The organism is Alicyclobacillus sp. TC, assembly GCF_016804365.1.
GTDB lineage: Bacteria > Bacillota > Bacilli > Alicyclobacillales > Alicyclobacillaceae > Alicyclobacillus_I > Alicyclobacillus_I tolerans.
In genome coordinates, this window is record NZ_CP044435.1 from 89,223 (window position 1) to 109,319 (window position 20,097).

The 20,097-nt window shown below is 45.0% G+C and carries 31 protein-coding genes and 1 pseudogene; 28 read left to right on the top strand and 4 right to left on the bottom strand.

Annotated features, from left to right (window positions below):
* Positions 1-47 precede the first annotated feature (47 nt).
* The 8 genes and pseudogenes from FY534_RS14285 (at position 48) to FY534_RS14325 (ending at position 5,632) form a co-directional block, all read left to right on the top strand.
* Positions 48-314 (top strand): hypothetical protein, encoded by a 267-nt coding sequence (locus FY534_RS14285; RefSeq protein WP_203115718.1) that lies wholly within the window; start codon positions 48-50, stop codon positions 312-314.
* A gap of 146 nt (positions 315-460) precedes the next feature.
* Positions 461-1,138, top strand: a complete 678-nt coding sequence (locus FY534_RS14290; RefSeq protein WP_238413772.1) for an SOS response-associated peptidase — start codon at positions 461-463, stop codon at positions 1,136-1,138.
* Positions 1,139-1,144: 6 nt separating this feature from the next.
* A complete protein-coding gene (locus tag FY534_RS14295; protein WP_203115722.1) occupies positions 1,145-1,522 on the top strand; it encodes a hypothetical protein in 378 nt (125 codons plus the stop codon).
* 189 nt (positions 1,523-1,711) lie between these two features.
* Positions 1,712-3,492 (top strand): annotated as a pseudogene (locus tag FY534_RS14300) (ATP-dependent helicase).
* Positions 3,467-4,042: a hypothetical protein gene (locus FY534_RS14310; protein WP_238413773.1), complete on the top strand. Its 576-nt coding sequence runs from the start codon at positions 3,467-3,469 to the stop codon at positions 4,040-4,042. Before FY534_RS14300 ends, FY534_RS14310 begins: the two are co-directional and overlap by 26 nt.
* Before the next feature lie 6 nt (positions 4,043-4,048).
* Positions 4,049-4,570: a hypothetical protein gene (locus FY534_RS14315; RefSeq protein WP_203115730.1), complete on the top strand. Its 522-nt coding sequence runs from the start codon at positions 4,049-4,051 to the stop codon at positions 4,568-4,570.
* 21 nt (positions 4,571-4,591) lie between these two features.
* Positions 4,592-5,077, top strand: coding sequence for a hypothetical protein (locus FY534_RS14320; RefSeq protein ID WP_203115732.1), 486 nt, complete (start codon positions 4,592-4,594; stop codon positions 5,075-5,077).
* Positions 5,078-5,131: 54 nt separating this feature from the next.
* Positions 5,132-5,632: a DEAD/DEAH box helicase gene (locus FY534_RS14325; protein WP_238413774.1), complete on the top strand. Its 501-nt coding sequence runs from the start codon at positions 5,132-5,134 to the stop codon at positions 5,630-5,632.
* Between the two features lie 103 nt (positions 5,633-5,735).
* Here the strand turns inward: FY534_RS14325 and FY534_RS14330 are convergent, their stop codons facing one another.
* Positions 5,736-6,854 carry an RNA-guided endonuclease InsQ/TnpB family protein gene (locus FY534_RS14330; RefSeq protein ID WP_203115734.1) on the bottom strand — a complete coding sequence of 373 codons (1,119 nt, stop codon included), beginning with the start codon at positions 6,852-6,854 and terminating at the stop codon, positions 5,736-5,738.
* 66 nt (positions 6,855-6,920) lie between these two features.
* On the opposite strand from FY534_RS14330, the gene FY534_RS14335 reads away from it, so the two are divergent.
* Both FY534_RS14335 and FY534_RS14340 read left to right on the top strand, forming a co-directional pair.
* Positions 6,921-8,234, top strand: coding sequence for a DEAD/DEAH box helicase (locus FY534_RS14335; RefSeq protein ID WP_238413775.1), 1,314 nt, complete (start codon positions 6,921-6,923; stop codon positions 8,232-8,234).
* A gap of 13 nt (positions 8,235-8,247) precedes the next feature.
* The gene (locus tag FY534_RS14340; RefSeq protein WP_203115736.1) at positions 8,248-9,027 is read left to right on the top strand and encodes a nuclease-related domain-containing protein; all 780 of its coding nucleotides are present in this window, start codon (positions 8,248-8,250) and stop codon (positions 9,025-9,027) included.
* 178 nt (positions 9,028-9,205) lie between these two features.
* Here FY534_RS14340 and FY534_RS14345 read toward each other — a convergent pair whose 3' ends face one another.
* On the bottom strand, positions 9,206-9,430 hold the full coding sequence (locus FY534_RS14345; RefSeq protein ID WP_072875409.1) for a helix-turn-helix domain-containing protein: 225 nt from the start codon (positions 9,428-9,430) through the stop codon (positions 9,206-9,208).
* A 228-nt stretch (positions 9,431-9,658) separates the two neighbouring features.
* On the opposite strand from FY534_RS14345, the gene FY534_RS14350 reads away from it, so the two are divergent.
* From FY534_RS14350 to FY534_RS14390, 9 genes are all read left to right on the top strand, one after another.
* Entirely contained in the window at positions 9,659-9,823 is a 165-nt protein-coding gene (locus FY534_RS14350) for a hypothetical protein (protein WP_203115738.1), read from the top strand.
* On the top strand, positions 9,802-10,170 hold the full coding sequence (locus tag FY534_RS14355) for an RNA polymerase sigma factor (RefSeq protein ID WP_203115740.1): 369 nt from the start codon (positions 9,802-9,804) through the stop codon (positions 10,168-10,170). Before FY534_RS14350 ends, FY534_RS14355 begins: the two co-directional genes overlap by 22 nt.
* Positions 10,171-10,249: 79 nt before the next feature.
* Positions 10,250-10,549 (top strand): hypothetical protein, encoded by a 300-nt coding sequence (locus FY534_RS14360; RefSeq protein ID WP_203115742.1) that lies wholly within the window; start codon positions 10,250-10,252, stop codon positions 10,547-10,549.
* Positions 10,550-10,555: 6 nt separating this feature from the next.
* Positions 10,556-10,762, top strand: coding sequence for a hypothetical protein (locus FY534_RS14365; protein WP_203115744.1), 207 nt, complete (start codon positions 10,556-10,558; stop codon positions 10,760-10,762).
* Between the two features lie 48 nt (positions 10,763-10,810).
* Positions 10,811-11,200: a sigma-70 RNA polymerase sigma factor region 4 domain-containing protein gene (locus FY534_RS14370; protein ID WP_203115746.1), complete on the top strand. Its 390-nt coding sequence runs from the start codon at positions 10,811-10,813 to the stop codon at positions 11,198-11,200.
* On the top strand, positions 11,190-11,402 hold the full coding sequence (locus FY534_RS14375; protein ID WP_203115748.1) for a hypothetical protein: 213 nt from the start codon (positions 11,190-11,192) through the stop codon (positions 11,400-11,402). Before FY534_RS14370 ends, FY534_RS14375 begins: the two co-directional genes overlap by 11 nt.
* Before the next feature lie 77 nt (positions 11,403-11,479).
* On the top strand, positions 11,480-11,722 hold the full coding sequence (locus FY534_RS14380; protein ID WP_203115750.1) for a glutaredoxin family protein: 243 nt from the start codon (positions 11,480-11,482) through the stop codon (positions 11,720-11,722).
* Positions 11,723-11,764: 42 nt separating this feature from the next.
* The gene (locus tag FY534_RS14385; protein WP_203115752.1) at positions 11,765-12,241 is read left to right on the top strand and encodes a hypothetical protein; all 477 of its coding nucleotides are present in this window, start codon (positions 11,765-11,767) and stop codon (positions 12,239-12,241) included.
* Positions 12,242-12,269: 28 nt separating this feature from the next.
* Positions 12,270-13,364: a hypothetical protein gene (locus FY534_RS14390; RefSeq protein WP_203115754.1), complete on the top strand. Its 1,095-nt coding sequence runs from the start codon at positions 12,270-12,272 to the stop codon at positions 13,362-13,364.
* A gap of 52 nt (positions 13,365-13,416) precedes the next feature.
* On the opposite strand, the gene FY534_RS14395 is transcribed toward FY534_RS14390, so the two are convergent.
* Positions 13,417-14,169 (bottom strand): hypothetical protein, encoded by a 753-nt coding sequence (locus tag FY534_RS14395; RefSeq protein ID WP_203115756.1) that lies wholly within the window; start codon positions 14,167-14,169, stop codon positions 13,417-13,419.
* Between the two features lie 289 nt (positions 14,170-14,458).
* Between FY534_RS14395 and FY534_RS14400 the strand changes: the two genes are divergently transcribed.
* From FY534_RS14400 to FY534_RS14410, 3 genes are all read left to right on the top strand, one after another.
* The gene (locus FY534_RS14400) at positions 14,459-14,716 is read left to right on the top strand and encodes a hypothetical protein (RefSeq protein WP_203115758.1); all 258 of its coding nucleotides are present in this window, start codon (positions 14,459-14,461) and stop codon (positions 14,714-14,716) included.
* On the top strand, positions 14,713-15,093 hold the full coding sequence (locus FY534_RS14405; protein WP_203115760.1) for a sigma-70 family RNA polymerase sigma factor: 381 nt from the start codon (positions 14,713-14,715) through the stop codon (positions 15,091-15,093). Before FY534_RS14400 ends, FY534_RS14405 begins: the two co-directional genes overlap by 4 nt.
* 294 nt (positions 15,094-15,387) lie before the next feature.
* Complete coding sequence (locus FY534_RS14410) at positions 15,388-16,122, top strand: glycoside hydrolase domain-containing protein (protein WP_203115762.1); 735 nt, start codon at positions 15,388-15,390, stop codon at positions 16,120-16,122.
* A 21-nt stretch (positions 16,123-16,143) separates the two neighbouring features.
* On the opposite strand, the gene FY534_RS14415 is transcribed toward FY534_RS14410, so the two are convergent.
* Positions 16,144-16,875, bottom strand: a complete 732-nt coding sequence (locus FY534_RS14415) for a hypothetical protein (protein ID WP_203115764.1) — start codon at positions 16,873-16,875, stop codon at positions 16,144-16,146.
* Positions 16,876-16,970: 95 nt separating this feature from the next.
* Here FY534_RS14415 and FY534_RS14420 point away from each other — a divergent pair, with 95 nt between their 5' ends.
* From FY534_RS14420 to FY534_RS14445, 6 genes are all read left to right on the top strand, one after another.
* Entirely contained in the window at positions 16,971-17,207 is a 237-nt protein-coding gene (locus FY534_RS14420) for a hypothetical protein (RefSeq protein ID WP_203115766.1), read from the top strand.
* A 48-nt stretch (positions 17,208-17,255) separates the two neighbouring features.
* Positions 17,256-17,645 carry a sigma-70 RNA polymerase sigma factor region 4 domain-containing protein gene (locus tag FY534_RS14425; protein ID WP_203115746.1) on the top strand — a complete coding sequence of 130 codons (390 nt, stop codon included), beginning with the start codon at positions 17,256-17,258 and terminating at the stop codon, positions 17,643-17,645.
* The gene (locus FY534_RS14430; protein ID WP_203115748.1) at positions 17,635-17,847 is read left to right on the top strand and encodes a hypothetical protein; all 213 of its coding nucleotides are present in this window, start codon (positions 17,635-17,637) and stop codon (positions 17,845-17,847) included. The genes FY534_RS14425 and FY534_RS14430 overlap by 11 nt, the downstream gene beginning before the upstream one ends.
* Positions 17,848-17,924: 77 nt before the next feature.
* A complete protein-coding gene (locus FY534_RS14435) occupies positions 17,925-18,167 on the top strand; it encodes a glutaredoxin family protein (protein WP_203115750.1) in 243 nt (80 codons plus the stop codon).
* A gap of 42 nt (positions 18,168-18,209) precedes the next feature.
* Positions 18,210-18,686: a hypothetical protein gene (locus FY534_RS14440; protein ID WP_203115752.1), complete on the top strand. Its 477-nt coding sequence runs from the start codon at positions 18,210-18,212 to the stop codon at positions 18,684-18,686.
* A gap of 28 nt (positions 18,687-18,714) precedes the next feature.
* Positions 18,715-19,872, top strand: a complete 1,158-nt coding sequence (locus tag FY534_RS14445) for a glucosaminidase domain-containing protein (RefSeq protein WP_203115768.1) — start codon at positions 18,715-18,717, stop codon at positions 19,870-19,872.
* Positions 19,873-20,097 lie beyond the last annotated feature (225 nt).

Here is a 20,097-nt window from a genome sequence, read left to right on the forward strand (position 1 = left end):
CCCCTGCCTTTAGGCATGGGGAGGAGGTCAACAATGAATATACCGATATGCTGGTGTTTGGATTGGCTCAAGATGTGGTAGCCAACGGCAGTAAGATTGTTGCTTCTCCTATTAACGCTCAAAATGTCCCCAACTTTCATTTTGCCACTTTCACACCCTTTGAAAAGGTCAAAATCTATCTACATGCTAGTGCCATGAGTGGTATGGTTTTAACAGAAGTGGCGAGCGACGTGTGTGTGGTGACGTTTGGCGGAGATGTAACGACGATATCCGTTCGTTATGAGCCGTCGACAGGTAATTTTGTTCAACTATAGAGGATTTTTGTCGTCCTCCACTTGGGGAAGTGGAGGACGATGAGTGATCTTTATGCAACCGCTTGACAATTGGGGCAAAAAACAAAAAATACTTGAACATCATTTTGCAAGTCATCTTGCAAGCGGCTGAACTGGATGTAAACGGCATGGAAAGGTGGGAATACCTTTTGTGCGGACGTTTCGCTTTCTACTTTGACGACTTTTCAGATGTGAGACGTTTTTTCCACGTGGATGTAGCCACCGAAATCCCTCAATCGCACTACAACCTAGCACCAGGTCAAGCGATTCCAGCGATTGTATCGGACGGAGAGAAACATCGGTTTGGGACGCTACATTGGGGCCTTCAACCCGCAGCCTGGTATGGACAAGGTCCGAAACCAATTAACACTCGTGTGGAGACTTTGCATACGAACATCGTTCTGCGTCAACTGGCCGAACGCAAACGGATTATCATTCTGGCCTCTGGATACTACGAATGGGATCGCCAGAAACAACCGTACTACTTCAGTCTCAAAGATCAACCTTGGTTCGCTTTGGCAGGAATCTATGATGTTTGGCGTGCAGAAAACGGTGAAACCATCCGTACATGCAGTATCCTCACCACGAAAGCCAACGCTGTCGTCAGTGACATTCACACACGGATGCCAGTGATTTTGCAGCAGCGACATGTTCCGGAGTATCTATCCCGACAAGAGATACCTTTGGCCAAATTGAAGTCGATGCTGAAACCGTTTCGAGAATCCGACATGCGCCATCACAAAGTCTCCCCCAAAGTTGGGAATTTCCGTTATAATCGTGTGGAATGTGTAGAACCTGTGGAGTGAGAAGGTTTGGCGAGAGAGTTTCAAGTAGGCGACTTTGTGCGGATTATTGCATTAGACGATTATTGCGGTCAAATTGGACAAGTCATACGCGTTTTTCAAGCCACCTGTCACGTTAAAGTCACAGGCGTGGCTCGTATTTATTTGCGATCGGAATTATTGCCTGCCCGTGTACGTCTCATTCGAGTGCGCAACTCTCGACCGATTCCCAATGTCAAACTCATGCCTTGGGCAATCCACCAATTGGCCAAGGATTTAGAGCATCAAGGACTGATGGTGAGCAGAACTCACTACGGGCTTCATGCCGCCCCTGCCTACGATATAGAAGTGTCCTATTACCCAGTTGGTCGCTGCATACAGGAAATGGTTCTTCAACATATCCGCTAAACATCTTCATTTTGATCTCATCTGCTAGACACTTCTTTTTCATTTTGATTTGTTTGGTGAACGGAAGATTCCAAAAAAAATTGGTGCCAAATGAGCACTTTTTTTTGTGCTGTTTTTGGTACGGTAGAAAGTGGAATTGGACGAGATCAATGGTTGTGCTCATTTCTGGAAGATGGAGTGAAATGTTGAATGCCAAAGCTTCAAGAGTTGAATCCAGCGCAGCAAGAAGCTGCCCAACATAAAGACGGTCCGTGCCTGGTTGTGGCCGCAGCCGGTTCGGGAAAAACGGCGATGCTCATGGCTCGAATTCAGTATTTGATCGAGTCCTGCCACGTCCAACCGAAGAAAATTCTGGCCTGTACGTTCACGCGCAAAGCGGCGGAAGAGATGAGAATACGCTTGGCCAAACTGATCGGTGTTGAGGCAGCAGAAGAAGTCACCATCAGCACACTGCATGCCGTGGCTTATCAAATGGTGCGTGGGGTATACGCGGCAGATTGGAAGCTGCAAGCCGATACATCCTGGCTTGTAGAACGCGTGTTGGAACCAGCTGGTCCGTACAATACACATGGTGTAGGACCAGTGATGAAACTGTCCGAAGCCATAGCCGAAATCGCTCGTGCGAAAGCAGATTTGCGTGTACCTCAAGCGGATAGTTTGCTTGGGAAAGTCTACTACGCCTACGAAGCGTTAAGGCAAGAAAAAAAGTGCTACGGCATGGAAGATATGCTCCAGGACGCTGTTCGGCTCTTGCGATCAAGAGAAGAGATGCGCCAACTCTGGCAAAATCGGTGGGACTACGTCATGGTAGATGAATTTCAGGATACCAACTGGGCACAATGGCAGCTGTTGCTCGGACTGTCGGAACGGACACACAATCTGTTTGCTGTCGGGGATGACTGGCAAGCCATCTACGGCTTTCGTGGTGCGCGTCCAGAACTCATGCAAACTTTTTTAAACACGTTTCCAAAAACGAAGGTTGTTCGCCTGGTTATGAATTATCGGTCGCACGAGCTCATTGTCGAGCTTGGCCAACGAGTCATTGCGCTCAATCGAGGATACCAGTTGGAGAAACAGGTCATTGCGGCGCGAGACATGGAAGACGCCGTGGTACAAGCTGTGCAGGTTAAGAACGAAGTCGAAGAAGCCAGGTTTATTGTGACGGAAATTAGACGCATACACCAGAAACATCCGGAACTACCGTGGCAGCAGATGGCGATTTTGTATCGGTCGAATCTGCAATCTCAAATCTTTGAAGAAGCTTTGGAGGAAGCGGACATTCCGTATCAAGTGGTCGGTGACAAACACTTCTATGAGTCCTACGTGGTCAAAGGTCTGTTGGACTATCTACGAGCCTTAAATCCTTATGCGGAGCCACAGGTGTGGGGAAAACTCATCAATCGCCCAAACCGAAAAATTCCTCGATCTGTAGTGACGGAAGTGACAGAACGGGGCTGGGTGTCCATGATGGAACATCCGAAATGCAAACCGTTTTCAGATGTATTGCGCGCGTTGGGGAAGGTGGCAGAACAAGGGGGACCTGGTGGCGCACTACAGTGGTTGGTACAAAATGTACCGGAATTGATCCCGGAATCTATGCAGGGCGAGTCGTGGCTGGATACGTTCATCTTGTCAGCTCGTCGATTTGGACAACTGCACGAATATTTGCGTTACGTGGATCGGATGGTGGAGAAAGGAAGAAAACAAAAAGGAAACGCCGTGTGCCTGTCAACTCTCCATAAAAGCAAAGGGTTGGAGTACCACACTGTGTTTTTGGCGGGAATGGTGGAAGGCGTATTTCCTCATCGTCGTTCCACGACCCCGAAGAGCTGAGAGAAGAAACCAGACTTTGCTATGTGGGCATCACACGAGCTAAAGAAAACTTGTTTCTGCTATCCGCGAAGCACTATGGTGGGGATGCGAAAGTTACGTCGAGGTTTATCCGTGCTTTGTCCGATCCAAAACGATAATGACGAAATGATGACGTTAAAAAAGGCAATGTATACGTTATTCTTGGACTGGGAGGTAGAAGAATGTAAAGAAGAGGTGGAAAGTATGGCTATTATCCGAGAAATGTCAGAACCTGAGCATGAGTATCTAGAGCGTCAAATGGCTGAACGGTTGTTAAGAGGGAGTTATGACTTTGCAGGCACACATGTTTATCGTTCTTTGTGGGTTCCACAAGAAGACTTAGCTTTTTGGTTAAAATTTTTAGATTGGACACTTGAACAAGTTTGCGAGAAAAAAACTTTACATTTGTCCAGTCGTTATGCTTCATGCGTTCAAGATATGTATGAACTACGAACACTGATAGCAAATAGTTTCCAGACGCGAAATGTTGGAGAGTTTTTGGAAATTCGACTGATGTATGCAGAAGCATTCTGGCTTATTGATGCTTTGCAAGATTACATACAGGATAGAGAAGAAGAGGATAAAGCGAGTAAATATTTGCATTTTCTTACACCTTATCACGAACGATACTTTTTTGACGAACTGAAAAAACACAGCATGAGAGGGTGAGGGCTGTTGGATCGGATCGAATGGACGCTCGAACTTACTCAACTTAGCCTGTGGGAAGATTCAGAAGAAAACAGATGCAGACATCTCGCTCGTAAACTCTATCGTTTCAAGACACAGTTGCCTTGGTGCGCTTGGGAAACGCTTGAAGAAGCTTGGAACTCCGACGTTTTACAGGTTTGGTGTAATCAACCCTTGATCGTTGGCCACGAACTGGAACATGCTGCGACCTTGGCAGAAGCCACTATACCGTTCGTATCGAATTCAACTATGTTGCGTCTGGATATCGGACGAGCCAGACAACATCTGATGAGCGACCCTACACCCCTCTCCAAGCGTCAGGTCGAACTGTGGCGTGAAGCCCTAGAACATCTGCACAGGTGTGAGTTAGCCCAGTGGGAACAGGCGTACCTCAAAATGGTCGATTTTATCGAAAACCGTAACGACGAATGGACAGCGGCAGAAAACTTCTATACGTCTGCTTTGGTTTCGGCGATGATAGGAAGTGCACATAGCGATGCAATTGGTTAGAGGAAGGATGTTGGCAGACTATTGGACAAACCGTTTGACAAGAAAAAGGTAGCGAAACATCTCACGAAAGATAAAGTCGTTGTTCCTCGTGAAGAATATTTAAACAACTGGTATTACATGCACAATATGAGAAGTTTCATCGAACGAATTGACGCTAAAATCCAGTATGAAGCCTCTCAAGAAGCGGAACGAACGAAAACAGAGCACGAAAAGATGATGGAACGGTTACTGGAGGTGAAAGGCTGGAAAGCGCTGTATGAAGACTTGCAAACGATTCTCAACAACAAACCAACACGCATGGTGATGCGTCTATACTACCTGGAGCGTTTGGAAGAGCAAGTGGATGCCTATATGACCCGGATCAGCATGCGGCGCGTTTTAGGCGAAGAACAAGATGAGGACGAAATGAGAGAAATGGAAGATGACATCATGAGAACCTTGGAAAAGGCCTGGTTGAATGCGCCCGATCCTTATGAAGAAAATCCAGAAAATAAAGATTTTCATTAGAAAAATCTTGTAAAATGAATCTGTGTTTTTTTCACCAGACTCGGAGGTGAGAATTTGAGTGGTATCCGGCTTCGTCCGTATCAAGTGGAAGCAGTAGAAGCGTTTTTTCGAGCCTTGCCTGAACATTCGCGGCAGTTGATGGTCTTGCCAACAGGCGCAGGAAAAACCATTGTTTTTGGTGAAATCGCGAGGCGCTATATCGAACAAACGAGGACGGACAAGCCGGTACTCGTGATGGCGCACCGAACCGAACTGTTGGATCAGGCGGAAGAAAAAATCCGTATGGTTTGGCCTGGAGCAGTGGTCGGCCGTATCCAAGGTCAACAGAATGAGCAACTGGCCCAGGTGCTGGTTGCGTCCACGCAAACACTTGTGATGGGGAGGAAGGTTCGGGAACCCTCGCTTGTCATCTACGACGAATGTCATCACAGTCGAGCAGAAGGCGCTGTGCAGGTTCTGCAACGTTTGGGTGTGTTTGAAACGAACGGCCCGAAACTGCTCGGCGTAACAGCTACGCCAAAGCGCGCAGACAAGCGTCAACTACCCGCCACCTAAGAGGTGGGGGCTTGTATCTCCCCAGAAGTGCAAGCGACCTCGGTCTCCTTCTTTAACTTGGGGATACATCGTGGGATGGTTGACAACACCCCGACCACACAGGCTATGCCGATGTGGTCACTGCAACCAGGTACTCAATTCCCTTTCGGTGCAGATTCATGCCACCTATCCGATCATCATTGGACCGATAATGGCAGTTTTTACACGTAAAACGATGGTGTTTTTTATCGCGGTTCGCTTTTTCGATATGCCCACACTTTGGGCAAGTTTGGGACGTATAGCAGGGATCGACAGCAATCACTTTCGATTGCAATTTAATGGCTTTATATTCGATCATCTGCCGAAGCTGATCATACGCCCACGATACCGATTCGTAGCGATGCCGTTTGCGTACTTTTTCTGTCGCTTCACGAACGCCCGTTAAGTCTTCCAAAACATACAAGGCGTTGGCTCCATACCGTTCTACGAGTGCCTTACTGACCTGATGATTCACATCGGTCATCCAACGGGTTTCTCGTTGTCCGATCTTCTTGAGTCGCCGCCTGGCTGATGCCGTTTGACGTTGTTGCAAGTGCCTTCTTAATTGTTTGTAGTGCGCACGCTTGTCTTTCACATGGCGACCTTTGACAAACCAGACTTTGCCATGCGAATCGTAAGTCGTGACAAGAAAATTCATTCCCATATCCACGCCAACAATCTCGTTGATATGTTCCCATTCTGTCTCTTCGATATGTTTGGTCATGGGGATATGCAAAAAGAACTTCCCGTGTTTATAGACCACTTTGGCCGTACCAAACTTCCACGTTCCATCAAAGTAATGTTCCATGCCTTTCGTTACGAACGGCACTTTGACTCTGCCTGCTAAGGTGTTGACGGAAAACACACCGTGTCCCAGCGAATAGTCACGATTCCAGACTAAATCCAGTTCTGGCTTTTTGAATCCGACTTTCGTCCAGTCGTGACCGTTTTCCATCATGCTTTTGTATCGGGCGATGACGGTCTTTATGACGGACTGGGCCATTTGCGAACGCAAACCGAACGTTTCTCGCAGATAGCGATACGTGGTGGTATGTAGACGGGCTTGTATGAGATTTTTTGTGGTGTAAATCACACCCGACAAATAATTGCAACCTTCGCGATAGGCCTGTAATGTTTGTTGTAACATCGTGTGTTGTTCCTCAGTCGGTACAATTTTCACTTTTGCCGTGAGCACAAGTTCCACGCTCTCACCACCTTTCACTAAAATTAGTGTATCATATTTTTAGTGATATGTGAAGAGGGGAAGTTCGTGGCAATTCCTCCCCCACTTTATGCAGTGGGAGTATCCTTGCCACATTATGATGAACTGGGCGACATTTTTGAACATCTCGCGTATGAGCGTACGATTTTAGATATGATCGTGGACGGATATTTGTCGGATGTGCGTGGCCAAAAGGTGGTCATTCCCGACCTGCATTTGGGACATATTCGGACCACTGCTGGTGACTACAATGCCAAAGATCTGGCGAAAGTTATGAATGAATCGAGGGCGCTGGATGCGGTTGTGGATGCGGTGCAAGAGTTCGCACCTCAGCGTAAATCTATCGTATTTGCTGTCGACATCGCCCACGCTCAAGCGCTCGCCAGACGATTTCAGGATCAAGCAGTAGCCGCTGCCGCAGTAGATGGACAGATGTCGGTGGAAGAACGTGCGAGGGTTCTCCAAGATTTCGCAGCCAATCGATTGCGTGTGGTGGTGAACTGTCAGATCCTGACCGAAGGATTTGACCAGCCGGATGTGGACTGTGTAGTCATTGCCAGGCCCACTCGATCCCAGGCGCTCTACACACAGATGGTTGGAAGAGCGTTACGGTTGCATCCGAACAAACAAGATGCGCTGGTTCTGGATTTGGTGGGGGCGAGTGATGATAAGTCCTTGCAGACGTTCACGAAACTCGTGAATAGCCAAAAGAAGCAAACGAAATCTGTACACGCTCTGGAGGGGCAGCCTAGAGAAGATCAGAGTGTTGCCCAGTGGATACAAGAGGAAGTCCAAACCCAGCAGGCCAAAACTCAAGTGGAAGAACGGTTGGTACAAGCTGTAAATCTCTTTGCCAATCGCAGTCGTTTTCGTTGGCAGCACATTCGAAGAAAAGATCGGGAAGTGTTTGCCATTGCTTTTGGTGAAAACCGTTGGGCCTATTTGTTCCAGGTAGACACGCACTTCTGGCCTGTGCTCGAACTGAACGGTGAACGTTTTATGCCCTTGCATGCGTCAGCACTGCCGTTGGAATATGCGCAAGGTGTGGCAGAAGCTTTTCTGGATTTGCTGGATACCCGCCTGATTGAAAAAGAAGCCGATTGGCGCGCGTTGCCAATGACAGAGAAACAGAGCTATATGCTCGACAAATACAGGATTCCACACAACAAGACATGGACACGCGGGATGGCAGCCGACGTGCTCACGGAACGATTCGCCCGGAAGCGCGTCAAGATTTTGGTGAAAAACTTTCAGGCGGACAAGTGGAGAGAAGCGCTACAAAAACCAGAAGTGCGTGTGTGGTTGGAAAAGAAGCTGGAAATGTTTCGTGTGTATAGTGAAAAACAAAAACATGTAGGTTGAAGCGGGGATGAACATGAACACATCGACCGTCATGCATCAAATGAGCGGAGATTTGGGCATTTTATTGGCAATAATCTTTATTCTGTTCGTAGGACTTCGGTTGTTTGGCGCAAAATTCAAGGGAAAAATGGGCGAATTGAAAGTCGATGGATTGCTGGTCAAACTTCCGTCTACAACCTATCACACCTTGGACAATGTGCTGCTTCGCAAGAAAGATGGTCGCACATCACAAATCGATCACATTGTGGTTTCCAAATTTGGTGTATTCGTGATCGAAACCAAAAACCGTGGTGGACAAATTGTAGGCACAGAACACCAAAATCAGTGGACACAATCGATGGGCCGTCAACGTCACACCCTTCAAAATCCACTGCACCAGAACTTTGGGCATGTCAGGACGCTTCAGGAAGTCTTGCCAGAATTGCCGGAAACAGCGTTTGTGCCCATTGTGGTCTTTCCCAACCACACAAGCCTTCGTGTTCACGCTTCGTCTCCTGTGCTCCACATGAGGGACTTGGTACGATGGATACTGGCGCAAAAAACGGTGCGTTTAACCGATGGGCAAGTTGGACAAGCCTATGCCAAACTCAAAGAGATGCGTGTCGTAGATAAAACGGCGTACAAAGAGCATGTTCGTCGAATTCAGAAGGATACCAGGGCGATGGAGCAAGCCATCCACACAGGCGTTTGTCCAAAGTGTGGAGGGAAGCTGATCCAACGACAAGGTCGATACGGGAGCTTTTGGGGTTGCAGTGGCTTCCCACATTGCCGATTTCGAGCCAGTATCCGCTAAAACCGTGCTGATTTTGCCAGAAGTGTCATATTCATGAGAAAAGAGCGTGATTCAGACGCCTATGGCGAAGAACGGACTTCTCCACGTCAACTTCATGAATCTGGAGCCTCCTGTGACGTACGTGGAAACCTGTTTTTCGCATGAGCGACATTGGTGTCTGAGAAACGCTCTTTCCTCACTACAGGCCAAGATCCCAAAAATCTGTTGTATCCACTCCGTACTCCCTCAACACCGGCCGTAATTTCCGCTCGGTTAAACGAGAAGGTCTTTGACTAGGATGACCTGCCAGCTTGCTCAACGTCGTATGATGAATACCACTCTTTCTAGACAACTCCATCAAGGATATACCGTTTCTCTCCAACCATAGACCAAACCGACTTCTTGGCGGATGAAATTTGCGCATAGTGTTTCTATCACCTCTGCCATCATCCTTTCCCTTCTGCAAATTGTGTAAACGTGCTCATCTTGGACAAACCGTCTTGCATATTCTGGAATACTGGCAGAGGGGATGACGGTACGTGGAAAATGTTGTAGGATAGATACGAACATACGTTCGTTATGTTTGTCACATTTCTTCGTGCTTCGTCGTCATTTTCATACCCGCCTTGCTGATAGAGAAAGAAGGATCCTTATGAATCCCCAAGTGTACTGGCCCATCGTGGATCAGATTCTGATGCAATCATCACCGATACTGCACGACGAAGATGGTCTTCAGAGTTTGCGATTGGCCGTTTGGAAAGCGCTTCGAGAGATGGAAGAGAAAGAAGCCTCTGTATGCACACCTTTGAAACGCTAGAGGATATCAAACGTTTTGTGATCGCTGTGGCCAAAGCAAAGTCAGTGGACTATTGGCGCAGGGAGAGTCGGTATCGAAATCATGAACAATTGACCTTAAATCAAGCGAATGAGCAAGGTGAGGAACCCATAGAGACTTTGCCTTCCACGGATGCGGAAAGAGATTTTCAAGAAGTGGAAATGAGGTTGGTTCTAGACACTTTGCCCGAAAAACAGAAAAGAGTCATGGTGGGTCTCGTTTTGGAAGACAAGACGGAACGAGAGTTAGCGGAGGAACTGAAGCTATCTCAGAGTACGGTTCATCGGCTGAAAACAAAGGCTATTCAGCAACTGCAAAAATTTTTTTGAAAAAAGTGAATCAAAATGGCCAGTCAAAACGGTTTTAAAAGTAGGGGGAATTTTAGAACTGCAAGGGAGGTGCAAAAAAATGGAACCGTTGTTTACAATCTCTTCCCTGCACACCGTGGATGGTGGAAGTTTGGCCGTCATGCTGGTGGTACAGATGGTGAAAACGTGGCCAGTATTTCAGCGTTTACCTACGCGTTTTCTGGCTGTGATGGTGGGAGAAATGTTGGTGATTTTCACGACAAGACCACTACCTACCCATGTGGGAGGTTGGACAGTGCTCATCCTCAACGGCGTGTTGTTAGCGGCAACCGCCGTTGGAGGGTGGCACCTGGTCACGAAAAGTGTGACCGAAAAAACAAACATGGACTTGAGAGGATGATACCACATGATATGCAAAGAACGCCTTATTGAAGCGTTGACCCAAACGCACAAAGCGTTGATAGCCTATACCAGGTGCGCGGAAATGTTGGAGAACGAGGAAGACCAGAAGCGGTTGGAACAGGTGAGTTTGTTGTTGGCGGAACAGGCCAAGGTTATCCAGGACGAACTGCTTGGCTATGCCCTCTACTGGGGACGTGGACGGCGGGATTGATATTCAAAGTCAGAATAAAAATCTCATCAAATGGAGTGAAAATATGTCATGAACTTAAAGAAACAGTTTGAACCAAAACAAGAAGTTGCATGGTGTCTTAAAGTCATTCGCAATCATGCTCATAATATGCGTAAACAATATGCGCGTTGGAGTAAGGATGAATTAACTTTGAACGAACTAACAATGACAGGGGAAGAGAGAGAAGAATCATTCCCATCAGAGGCAGCAAGTTATGAATTGTCAATGACTGAATGGGAAATTTTTTTCAATGAGACATTGACGAACACAGAGAAATGCATTGTGAAAAAAATTTATTGGGAAGGATCTTCTCAACGAGAAACAGCAAAATCTTGTGTCTTGAGTCAAGCTGAAGTAAGTAGAGTCAATTATCGTATCTTACAAAAGTTAAAGGAGGAATTAAAACAATATGAAATGTAGTGCTCATCAAATTCAAGAGCATTTACAAAATGCTCGAGATGGAAATAGGAAATCTGCCAAAATGTTATGTAAGTGTTTTGAATCTGAATTCAAAAAGCAAGCATATAGTATTTCGTCAAGCTATGCACAGGAGATAGAACAGGAACTATGCCATGAACTTCTTAAACAAATTTTAAAAGACCTTTCTTGTGAATCAAAATAACGATTCAAGTTGTTTGTATAGAGTAGAGAGCCAAAAATCGGTTCTCTACTCTTCACTTTTGAAAGGAGGGATTACGATTGGCTAAAGTCAAAGTTTACGCCAGTTCGACATGTGTCTACTGTAGGAAAGCCAAAGAGTTCCTTAAACAAAACGAAGTGGACTATCAAGAAGTAGACGTAATGACGGAGATTGGCAAACACGAGTTAGAAAAACTTGGATTCAATGTGGTTCCCATTCTACTTATTGATGATCAAGTAATTCGTGGATTTAACAAGGTAGCCATCCAAGAAGCACTGCATCTAGATATGGCTACTCCCTGATGTGAACAAGACCGACAGAATCAAAAAAATGAGGTGACAATTATGACAATACCAGCAGGAAATATATTACTTTATCCCGCCGATTCATCCAACTATGACATGGCTATGGCGGCGGCAAGCATTGCCGGTGTACCCATTTCTCCCAATGTACTAGGTGATTTCTATGATATTTGGAATCATACGGCAAGTGGTGAATATCTCGTCATTACAGTGGGGGCAAACGCGAATAATGCTCTTTACTATAATCCTTGCGGATGGAGCAATCCTGCAGGTGATGCCGGTGGGTCAACACCTTTTGCATATGCTTCGGAGCCGCAGTCGTCATTGCCTGGGGCAAACTACTATGAGAATGGTGCCGGAACAACAGCACTTGGAACTTTAAAGTTAGTCACCATGCTTGCCTATTATGCGGTAAATGGTAGTTACCCAAGTGGATGGGGAGATACTTTACCAGCTACAGCTGTTGCAAGCAACACTTGTTCTTCATCTATGAGTTCTGATCAAGGATGCACCTGTTAAAAATTCTATATTAAGGAGGAAACGAATCATGAGTATATCAGCATCGCAGTTAGTGTTATATGCTGCTACAACTGGAGACCTAGAAAAGGCAAGAGGTATAGCTGCGGCACTTCAATTGCCAAGCACCAGTGTACAGGCTGATTTTTATAATGCTTGGAATCAAGTAACAAGTGGAGACTATTTAGTCATAGCGGTTGGCGGAGCAGCCCTTGATTCGCTTTATTACAATCAGTGCGGCTGGAGCAACCCAGCTGGGGAAGCAGGTGGGAGTACACCTTTTGCGATTGCAACTGCACCTCGCGATACGTTGCCAGGAGCGAATTACTTTGTCAATGGAGCGGGTGCAACAGCATCTGATACTCTCTATATTTCAGCGGCATACGCATACTATGCTCTTTATGGAGAATACCCTACGGAATTCCCAAGTCCGCCATCACCCGAGGATCCATCTGCAATTTGTGAAAGCTCCTTTAACTCAGATGTATCGTGCCCATGTTCAACGAATAGCTGCAATAGTACGGCTACGTTCGTTGATGTATGCGGATCGGAAAGCAGTTTTTTAAATAACTCTGACGTAATCTGTTGGGCAGAACAAGCATCCAAACAGGCTCAGATTCCCATCGCGTTACTCTTAGCTCAATGGTTGTATGAAGGAGCCTGGGATTGTAACTCTATCGCAGTCAACTGCAATAATCCAGGAAACGCAAATTCCGGACTGTTTGATAGATGCTCCACTTCATATACCACTTCGTCTTGCACTATATCAGGTGATAGCGGGTATGCTGGTACAAACACTGGCTTGGGTGGAGCTTTAATGAACGCGGATATATACAACGCAGGTTATTGTTTGGTAGCTAGTGCGTATCAAAATTCAACCCTAACATCCGGAGGAGAAGAGCTGAAATCATATGCTGAAAGCGGTGGGTGGACTCTCATGTCCAATAATATGTATAATGCTCTGTACCAGTTAGGTAACTACAACCCCGTGTGGGCAAGTAGTTATTACGTCGCAAATTCTCCGTATCTCGATGGAGCAAGTCCTACCTCTAATGTCCCCGGCTCGGGTTTGGTATATCTGATCGGAGTGCATAATCTAGCACAATACGACTACATCTACTCATAAGCATTAAGAGGGTCTGCTTTACCCCAGGGCAGACCCTCTCCTATGAATGTCATTATTGATTTGCCCCCAAATAGACCATCGAACTTGCCATTTTTTCAATCTGAGTTTGTGACACGGATTTCAAGTTTGAACTGATGGTGATGTGGGTCTTACCAATCCAAGTCATAAAGTAGTCACTGAGTTTATTTGTTTCAGTTGGTACTCCTTGATTGGGCACGTACCAAGTACCCATCGCTCCGTTAGAAAGTTTAACTGAATTAGTTTTGTGAATAGCCAACAGAGAAGGTTGTTGACCGCCGATTCTCACTTTGAATCCGCTAAAATACAGAGTCACGCATGCCCCAAATACTGCACTCGCACCAAAATCGGCATTCAGAAATAGCTGTCCTTGCGGAATTTGTTGGGGGACATATATCTTTATCTCTCCATCTCCAAACGTCATTTGGCTTGGGTTGCCTCTGAGTTTAATGATGGCCGTTTTAATCGTTTGGATTTGAGCCTGAGTTAAATTCAGATGTACCATCCCTGATGTTGAAGAAGACGCCTGAGAACTTGGTTTTGTATTGTTACTGACTGTCGAGTTATTGTTGAATTGATGAGTACTAGTCGACGTGCTGTTTGCCGTTTTACTTGCAACGCTATTCGATGGTGTTGATGTATGTGTAACATTCGATGTGGGGCTATTGGTCACATTAGTAACAGGAGTCGAACCTGAACTCACTCCACCACCTGTCCCACATCCTGTTAGGAGCCCGACTATTGTCAATGCAATCCCTGCTGTAGTCCATTTTTTATATCGTTTCACTTTGAATTACCTCCTGAGTATTTTGCACATGATGATTATACGACAACTTTATTGAATCGTTGAATCAATCAAAATCCAATTACTGGACGGAATCAAACAACGCATGAGGCGATTCTATCAATCCCACACCCGGTCACGGTCAAACACGTCAATGCAAGCATAGACGCCGTCAGTCCCCAGATTCGTTTTTGCACAAAAACCACCCCTAGTTTCGATTGTTCACCTGTATAGACGTACCCGATACACATTTTGTGACAGGAGCATTTTTCCATCCACACGGTATATCTTCGTGACCGCAGAGCGTGTTCTGTCATCATCGGACGTGCTTACCCCATCGTACCCATCTACCTCATCCCAAACGCACAAAGCGTTGATAGCCTATACCAGGTGCGCGGAAATGTTGGAGAACAAGGAAGACCAGAAGCGGTTAGAACAGGTGAGTTTGTTGTTGGCGGAACAGGCCAAGGTTATCCAGGACGAACTGCTTGGCTATGCCCTCTACTGGGGACGTGGACGGGGACATGTGCAAGGACGTGACCGAGCATGACCACCTATACCCCTGAGCAGGAAGTAGCCTGGATTCGCAAGATCATACGGCATGCCCTACTCAACGAGCAAAGACGTTATCGGCGTTGGGATCGAGAAAAACTGGTGCTTAATTCCCCAACAGGTGAGGAGGAAAGCTTAGAAACCATAGATACTTTGGGGGATGAATCGGCGATTCATTTTATGGTTGATCTGGAATGGAACATGTATTTACAAACTTTAAGCCCCAAAGAACAATTCATCATTCGCGGTTTGTATTGGAAGAATCATACACAATCTGAAGTGGCTCAGAAATTAGGGATAAGTCAATCAAGAGTAAGTCAAATTCATCAAGTAGCTCTTCAAAAATTAAGGGAGATGTTAGAACGTGATTTGTAAACGGGAACATGTACATGAATTATTGAGCGAAATCCAGCAAGGACATGAAGTGGGGAATGCATTGATTCGTTGTTTTGAAGATGAGATCCGTTGCTCTATTTGTAGAAGCAGGAAAAGCCGATATGAGGACGTAGAACAAGCGATTCGAATGGCTCTGGTGAGGAATATCCAAAAAAAATTCAACAGAGCTAATAAAAATCGCAAGTCGAAGTGCTTTTAAAGAGTAGAGGGGCAAAACGAAAGCCCCCTCACCACTCCGGCCGGGTGGAATTCATAAACTTGGAGGAATCAGCAATGGTAAATACTGTAGATTTTTTCTGGGGAGTCGATTCGGCAACTGCAGCAAATCAGCCACTAACATTCAATGGTATATATTACAATTCGCTCTATGATCTTGTAGTAAATGCCTATGGAGAGCCCACGTTTTGGGGAAGATATATAGACCAGTATTCAATAGATTCTACTGAAATTGAGTTTTTGCATAATAACAATGTGTCAATTATGCCTATTTTCGGAGCCTCTTTTACTGAATCAGAGTTTGAATCTTATGTGTATGAAGATGGACTAAATATTGCTACAGAGGCTATAAACACAGCAATGAATTTGAATATTCCTGCGGGCACGCTTATCTTCTTTGATTTAGAAAACTGGTTAGTCCACTATAGTTTTCTCGAAGGATTGGCAGATGGTATGTTTGGATACGATTATGGCGCAGGCTACTATTCTGGAGGTTTTTATGCAGCTATGGGCGGTACAGAACCATTTAATAGTCCTTATTGTACGGCTCTTAATGCAAATGAAAATATGTCAAATATGTATTTGTACTCAAATCAGCCGGAACCTTTTGGATGTACAATAAAAACCAATCAACCAACTTATATGCCTGCTTATCCATCATGTAATACAAACATTACAGTATGGCAGTATGCCGAACAATGTCTGACATCGTCTTCTTCAGGATATCCTAATGGTATTGTTGACCAAGATATATGTATTTCTAGTGCCTTTGATTTATTTTGGCAACCGTAACTCAAAAAATGTAGGAGTCGATTAATTAGGATCGACTCCTACATTTGAAATTTGGTAACCATCCAGATTACCATCTATGTTATTTCCGTTCATAAGATTAATTTCTTGATAATTAGCACCAGCTTGATAACCTAAGATCACATCGTTATGAGTGAAAAAGTCAACAGCAGGATTATTAATCGTCGTGAAGTGTAAAAACATTTTATTGTTCAAATATTCGATAAAAACACCGCCAACAATATCTAGTTGTTGAGCAATTATCTTATTATATTGAACCAAATTACCTGCTAAGATAATAAATTTTTCCCCTTTTAAATTTCCAAAAAACTCATTGGTAAGTTCGATTCTATTCGTTTTCCAATAAATTTCAGATTTGCTAGGAGGCGAACCGTTATTTAACTGAATTGTAGAATATGGATAAAAAAAAGATAGTGGAAAAAGATGATGATGTTTGGTTCCGAGTACTCCAATCACTTTAACAGAGCCGTTAAATTTCCTAATCATATTCCAATCTGAAGGTATGGTAGATGAATTATGAAAAATAATATTTTCTTTTGATGATAGCAATACCGGATTTTGAGTAATTTTATTAGAGATGTGGGTAGAAAATTTTTTAGGAGTTTGGTGAATCGAGTTTTTTGAATTTAATTGCTCTTGATTACTCATACTAAAAATACTCGTCCCACACCCGGTCACCGTCAAACATGTTAACGCAAGCATAGACGCCGTCAGTCCCCAGATTCGTTTTTGCACAAAAACCACCCCTAGTCTCGATTGTTCACCTGTATAGACGTACCCGCTACACATTTTGTGACAGGGGCATTTTTCCATCCACACGGGTTATCTTCGTGACCGCAGAGCGTGTTCTGTCATCATCGGACGTGCTTACCCCATCGTACCCATCTACCTCATCCCAAACGCACAAAGCGTTGATAGCCTATACCAGGTGCGCGGAAATGTTGGAGAACGAGGAAGACCAGAAGCGGTTGGAACAGGTGAGTTTGTTGTTGGCTGAACAGGCTAAGGTTATCCAGGACGAACTGCTTGGCTATGCCCTCTACTGGGGACGTGGACGGCGGGATTGATATTCAAAGTCAGAATAAAAATCTCATCAAATGGAGTGAAAATATGTCATGAACTTAAAGAAACAGTTTGAACCAAAACAAGAAGTTGCATGGTGTCTTAAAGTCATTCGCAATCATGCTCATAATATGCGTAAACAATATGCGCGTTGGAGTAAGGATGAATTAACTTTGAACGAACTAACAATGACAGGGGAAGAGAGAGAAGAATCATTCCCATCAGAGGCAGCAAGTTATGAATTGTCAATGACTGAATGGGAAATTTTTTTCAATGAGACATTGACGAACACAGAGAAATGCATTGTGAAAAAAATTTATTGGGAAGGATCTTCTCAACGAGAAACAGCAAAATCTTGTGTCTTGAGTCAAGCTGAAGTAAGTAGAGTCAATTATCGTATCTTACAAAAGTTAAAGGAGGAATTAAAACAATATGAAATGTAGTGCTCATCAAATTCAAGAGCATTTACAAAATGCTCGAGATGGAAATAGGAAATCTGCCAAAATGTTATGTAAGTGTTTTGAATCTGAATTCAAAAAGCAAGCATATAGTATTTCGTCAAGCTATGCACAGGAGATAGAACAGGAACTATGCCATGAACTTCTTAAACAAATTTTAAAAGACCTTTCTTGTGAATCAAAATAACGATTCAAGTTGTTTGTATAGAGTAGAGAGCCAAAAATCGGTTCTCTACTCTTCACTTTTGAAAGGAGGGATTACGATTGGCTAAAGTCAAAGTTTACGCCAGTTCGACATGTGTCTACTGTAGGAAAGCCAAAGAGTTCCTTAAACAAAACGAAGTGGACTATCAAGAAGTAGACGTAATGACGGAGATTGGCAAACACGAGTTAGAAAAACTTGGATTCAATGTGGTTCCCATTCTACTTATTGATGATCAAGTAATTCGTGGATTTAACAAGGTAGCCATCCAAGAAGCACTGCATCTAGATATGGCTACTCCCTGATGTGAACAAGACCGACAGAATCAAAAAAATGAGGTGACAATTATGACAATACCAGCAGGAAATATATTACTTTATCCCGCCGATTCATCCAACTATGACATGGCTATGGCGGCGGCAAGCATTGCCGGTGTACCCATTTCTCCCAATGTACTAGGTGATTTCTATGATATTTGGAATCATACGGCAAGTGGTGAATATCTCGTCATTACAGTGGGGGCAAACGCGAATAATGCTCTTTACTATAATCCTTGCGGATGGAGCAATCCTGCAGGTGATGCCGGTGGGTCAACACCTTTTGCATATGCTTCGGAGCCGCAGTCGTCATTGCCTGGGGCAAACTACTATGAGAATGGTGCCGGAACAACAGCACTTGGAACTTTAAAGTTAGTCACCATGCTTGCCTATTATGCGGTAAATGGTAGTTACCCAAGTGGATGGGGAGATACTTTACCAGCTACAGCTGTTGCAAGCAACACTTGTTCTTCATCTATGAGTTCTGATCAAGGATGCACCTGTTAAAAATTCTATATTAAGGAGGAAACGAATCATGAGTATATCAGCATCGCAGTTAGTGTTATATGCTGCTACAACTGGAGACCTAGAAAAGGCAAGAGGTATAGCTGCGGCACTTCAATTGCCAAGCACCAGTGTACAGGCTGATTTTTATAATGCTTGGAATCAAGTAACAAGTGGAGACTATTTAGTCATAGCGGTTGGCGGAGCAGCCCTTGATTCGCTTTATTACAATCAGTGCGGCTGGAGCAACCCAGCTGGGGAAGCAGGTGGGAGTACACCTTTTGCGATTGCAACTGCACCTCGCGATACGTTGCCAGGAGCGAATTACTTTGTCAATGGAGCGGGTGCAACAGCATCTGATACTCTCTATATTTCAGCGGCATACGCATACTATGCTCTTTATGGAGAATACCCTACGGAATTCCCAAGTCCGCCATCACCCGAGGATCCATCTGCAATTTGTGAAAGCTCCTTTAACTCAGATGTATCGTGCCCATGTTCATCTAGTTCTAGTTCAGGTAGTTGCTCCTTCCCATCCAGTCCGCCAACGTCATGCAGTAGCAATCAGCAAACATTTATCAATAACTACCTCAGTTACGCAGAAACTGCATCCAGTCAAACGGGTTTGCCTGTGAGTTTTATACTTGGACATTGGGGGCTTGAGACAGCTTGGGGAACATCAGCAGGGTTACCGAGCTGTAACAATCCGGGCAATCTTGTCGTGTCAGGCCAACCAACGTGTACTACATGTGGAGGTTGCAGGGTCTCATCATTCTCAACATTGGCCGATGGTGTCAATGCCTACATTTCAGCTATGAACAACAACCACGCATTTGTGAAATGGGCATATGACAACTATGGCTTGGAAGAATCATGTAAAGCCATTGGCGGTGGTTGTGAGCCTGGCTCTGGATATACCGCTAATATTTATGCTACTGGTCGATATAACGGAGTCTATTGTGTCATCAACGGCTACGATGAAGCGGTCGATAATAACTGCTACATGAATTCAACGACTGCGGGTAACGGACAATCATATTATAGCTGTAGTGACAACATTTCGGGGTACGATGAGGGCGTGGTTCAAAACTCCTGCGTCAGCAGTTGCAATGGTTGTGGATGGGTTGGATGCAGTCTATATTCCACAGTCACATCGAATTGTCTATCCTCGTACAACTGTGTTTCGTAAGTCTGAGCGAGGCGATTTTTTTGGGCTGTTCCGTTGCATGGAACAGCCCTTTTTGTGCGCCCGGCATGGGCGTTGTCTCTACGGTGAGAGTCCGGAATGGTGAAGGTAGCAGTAGCCATTAGCTTAAGCCAAGGGTGTCCACCGTGAGGTGGAATCTGAAGGAAGGCGGCGGCAAACCTCCGACCCGAGGTTCACGAACTCCAATCGAGGCTAGCGACAGTTGGG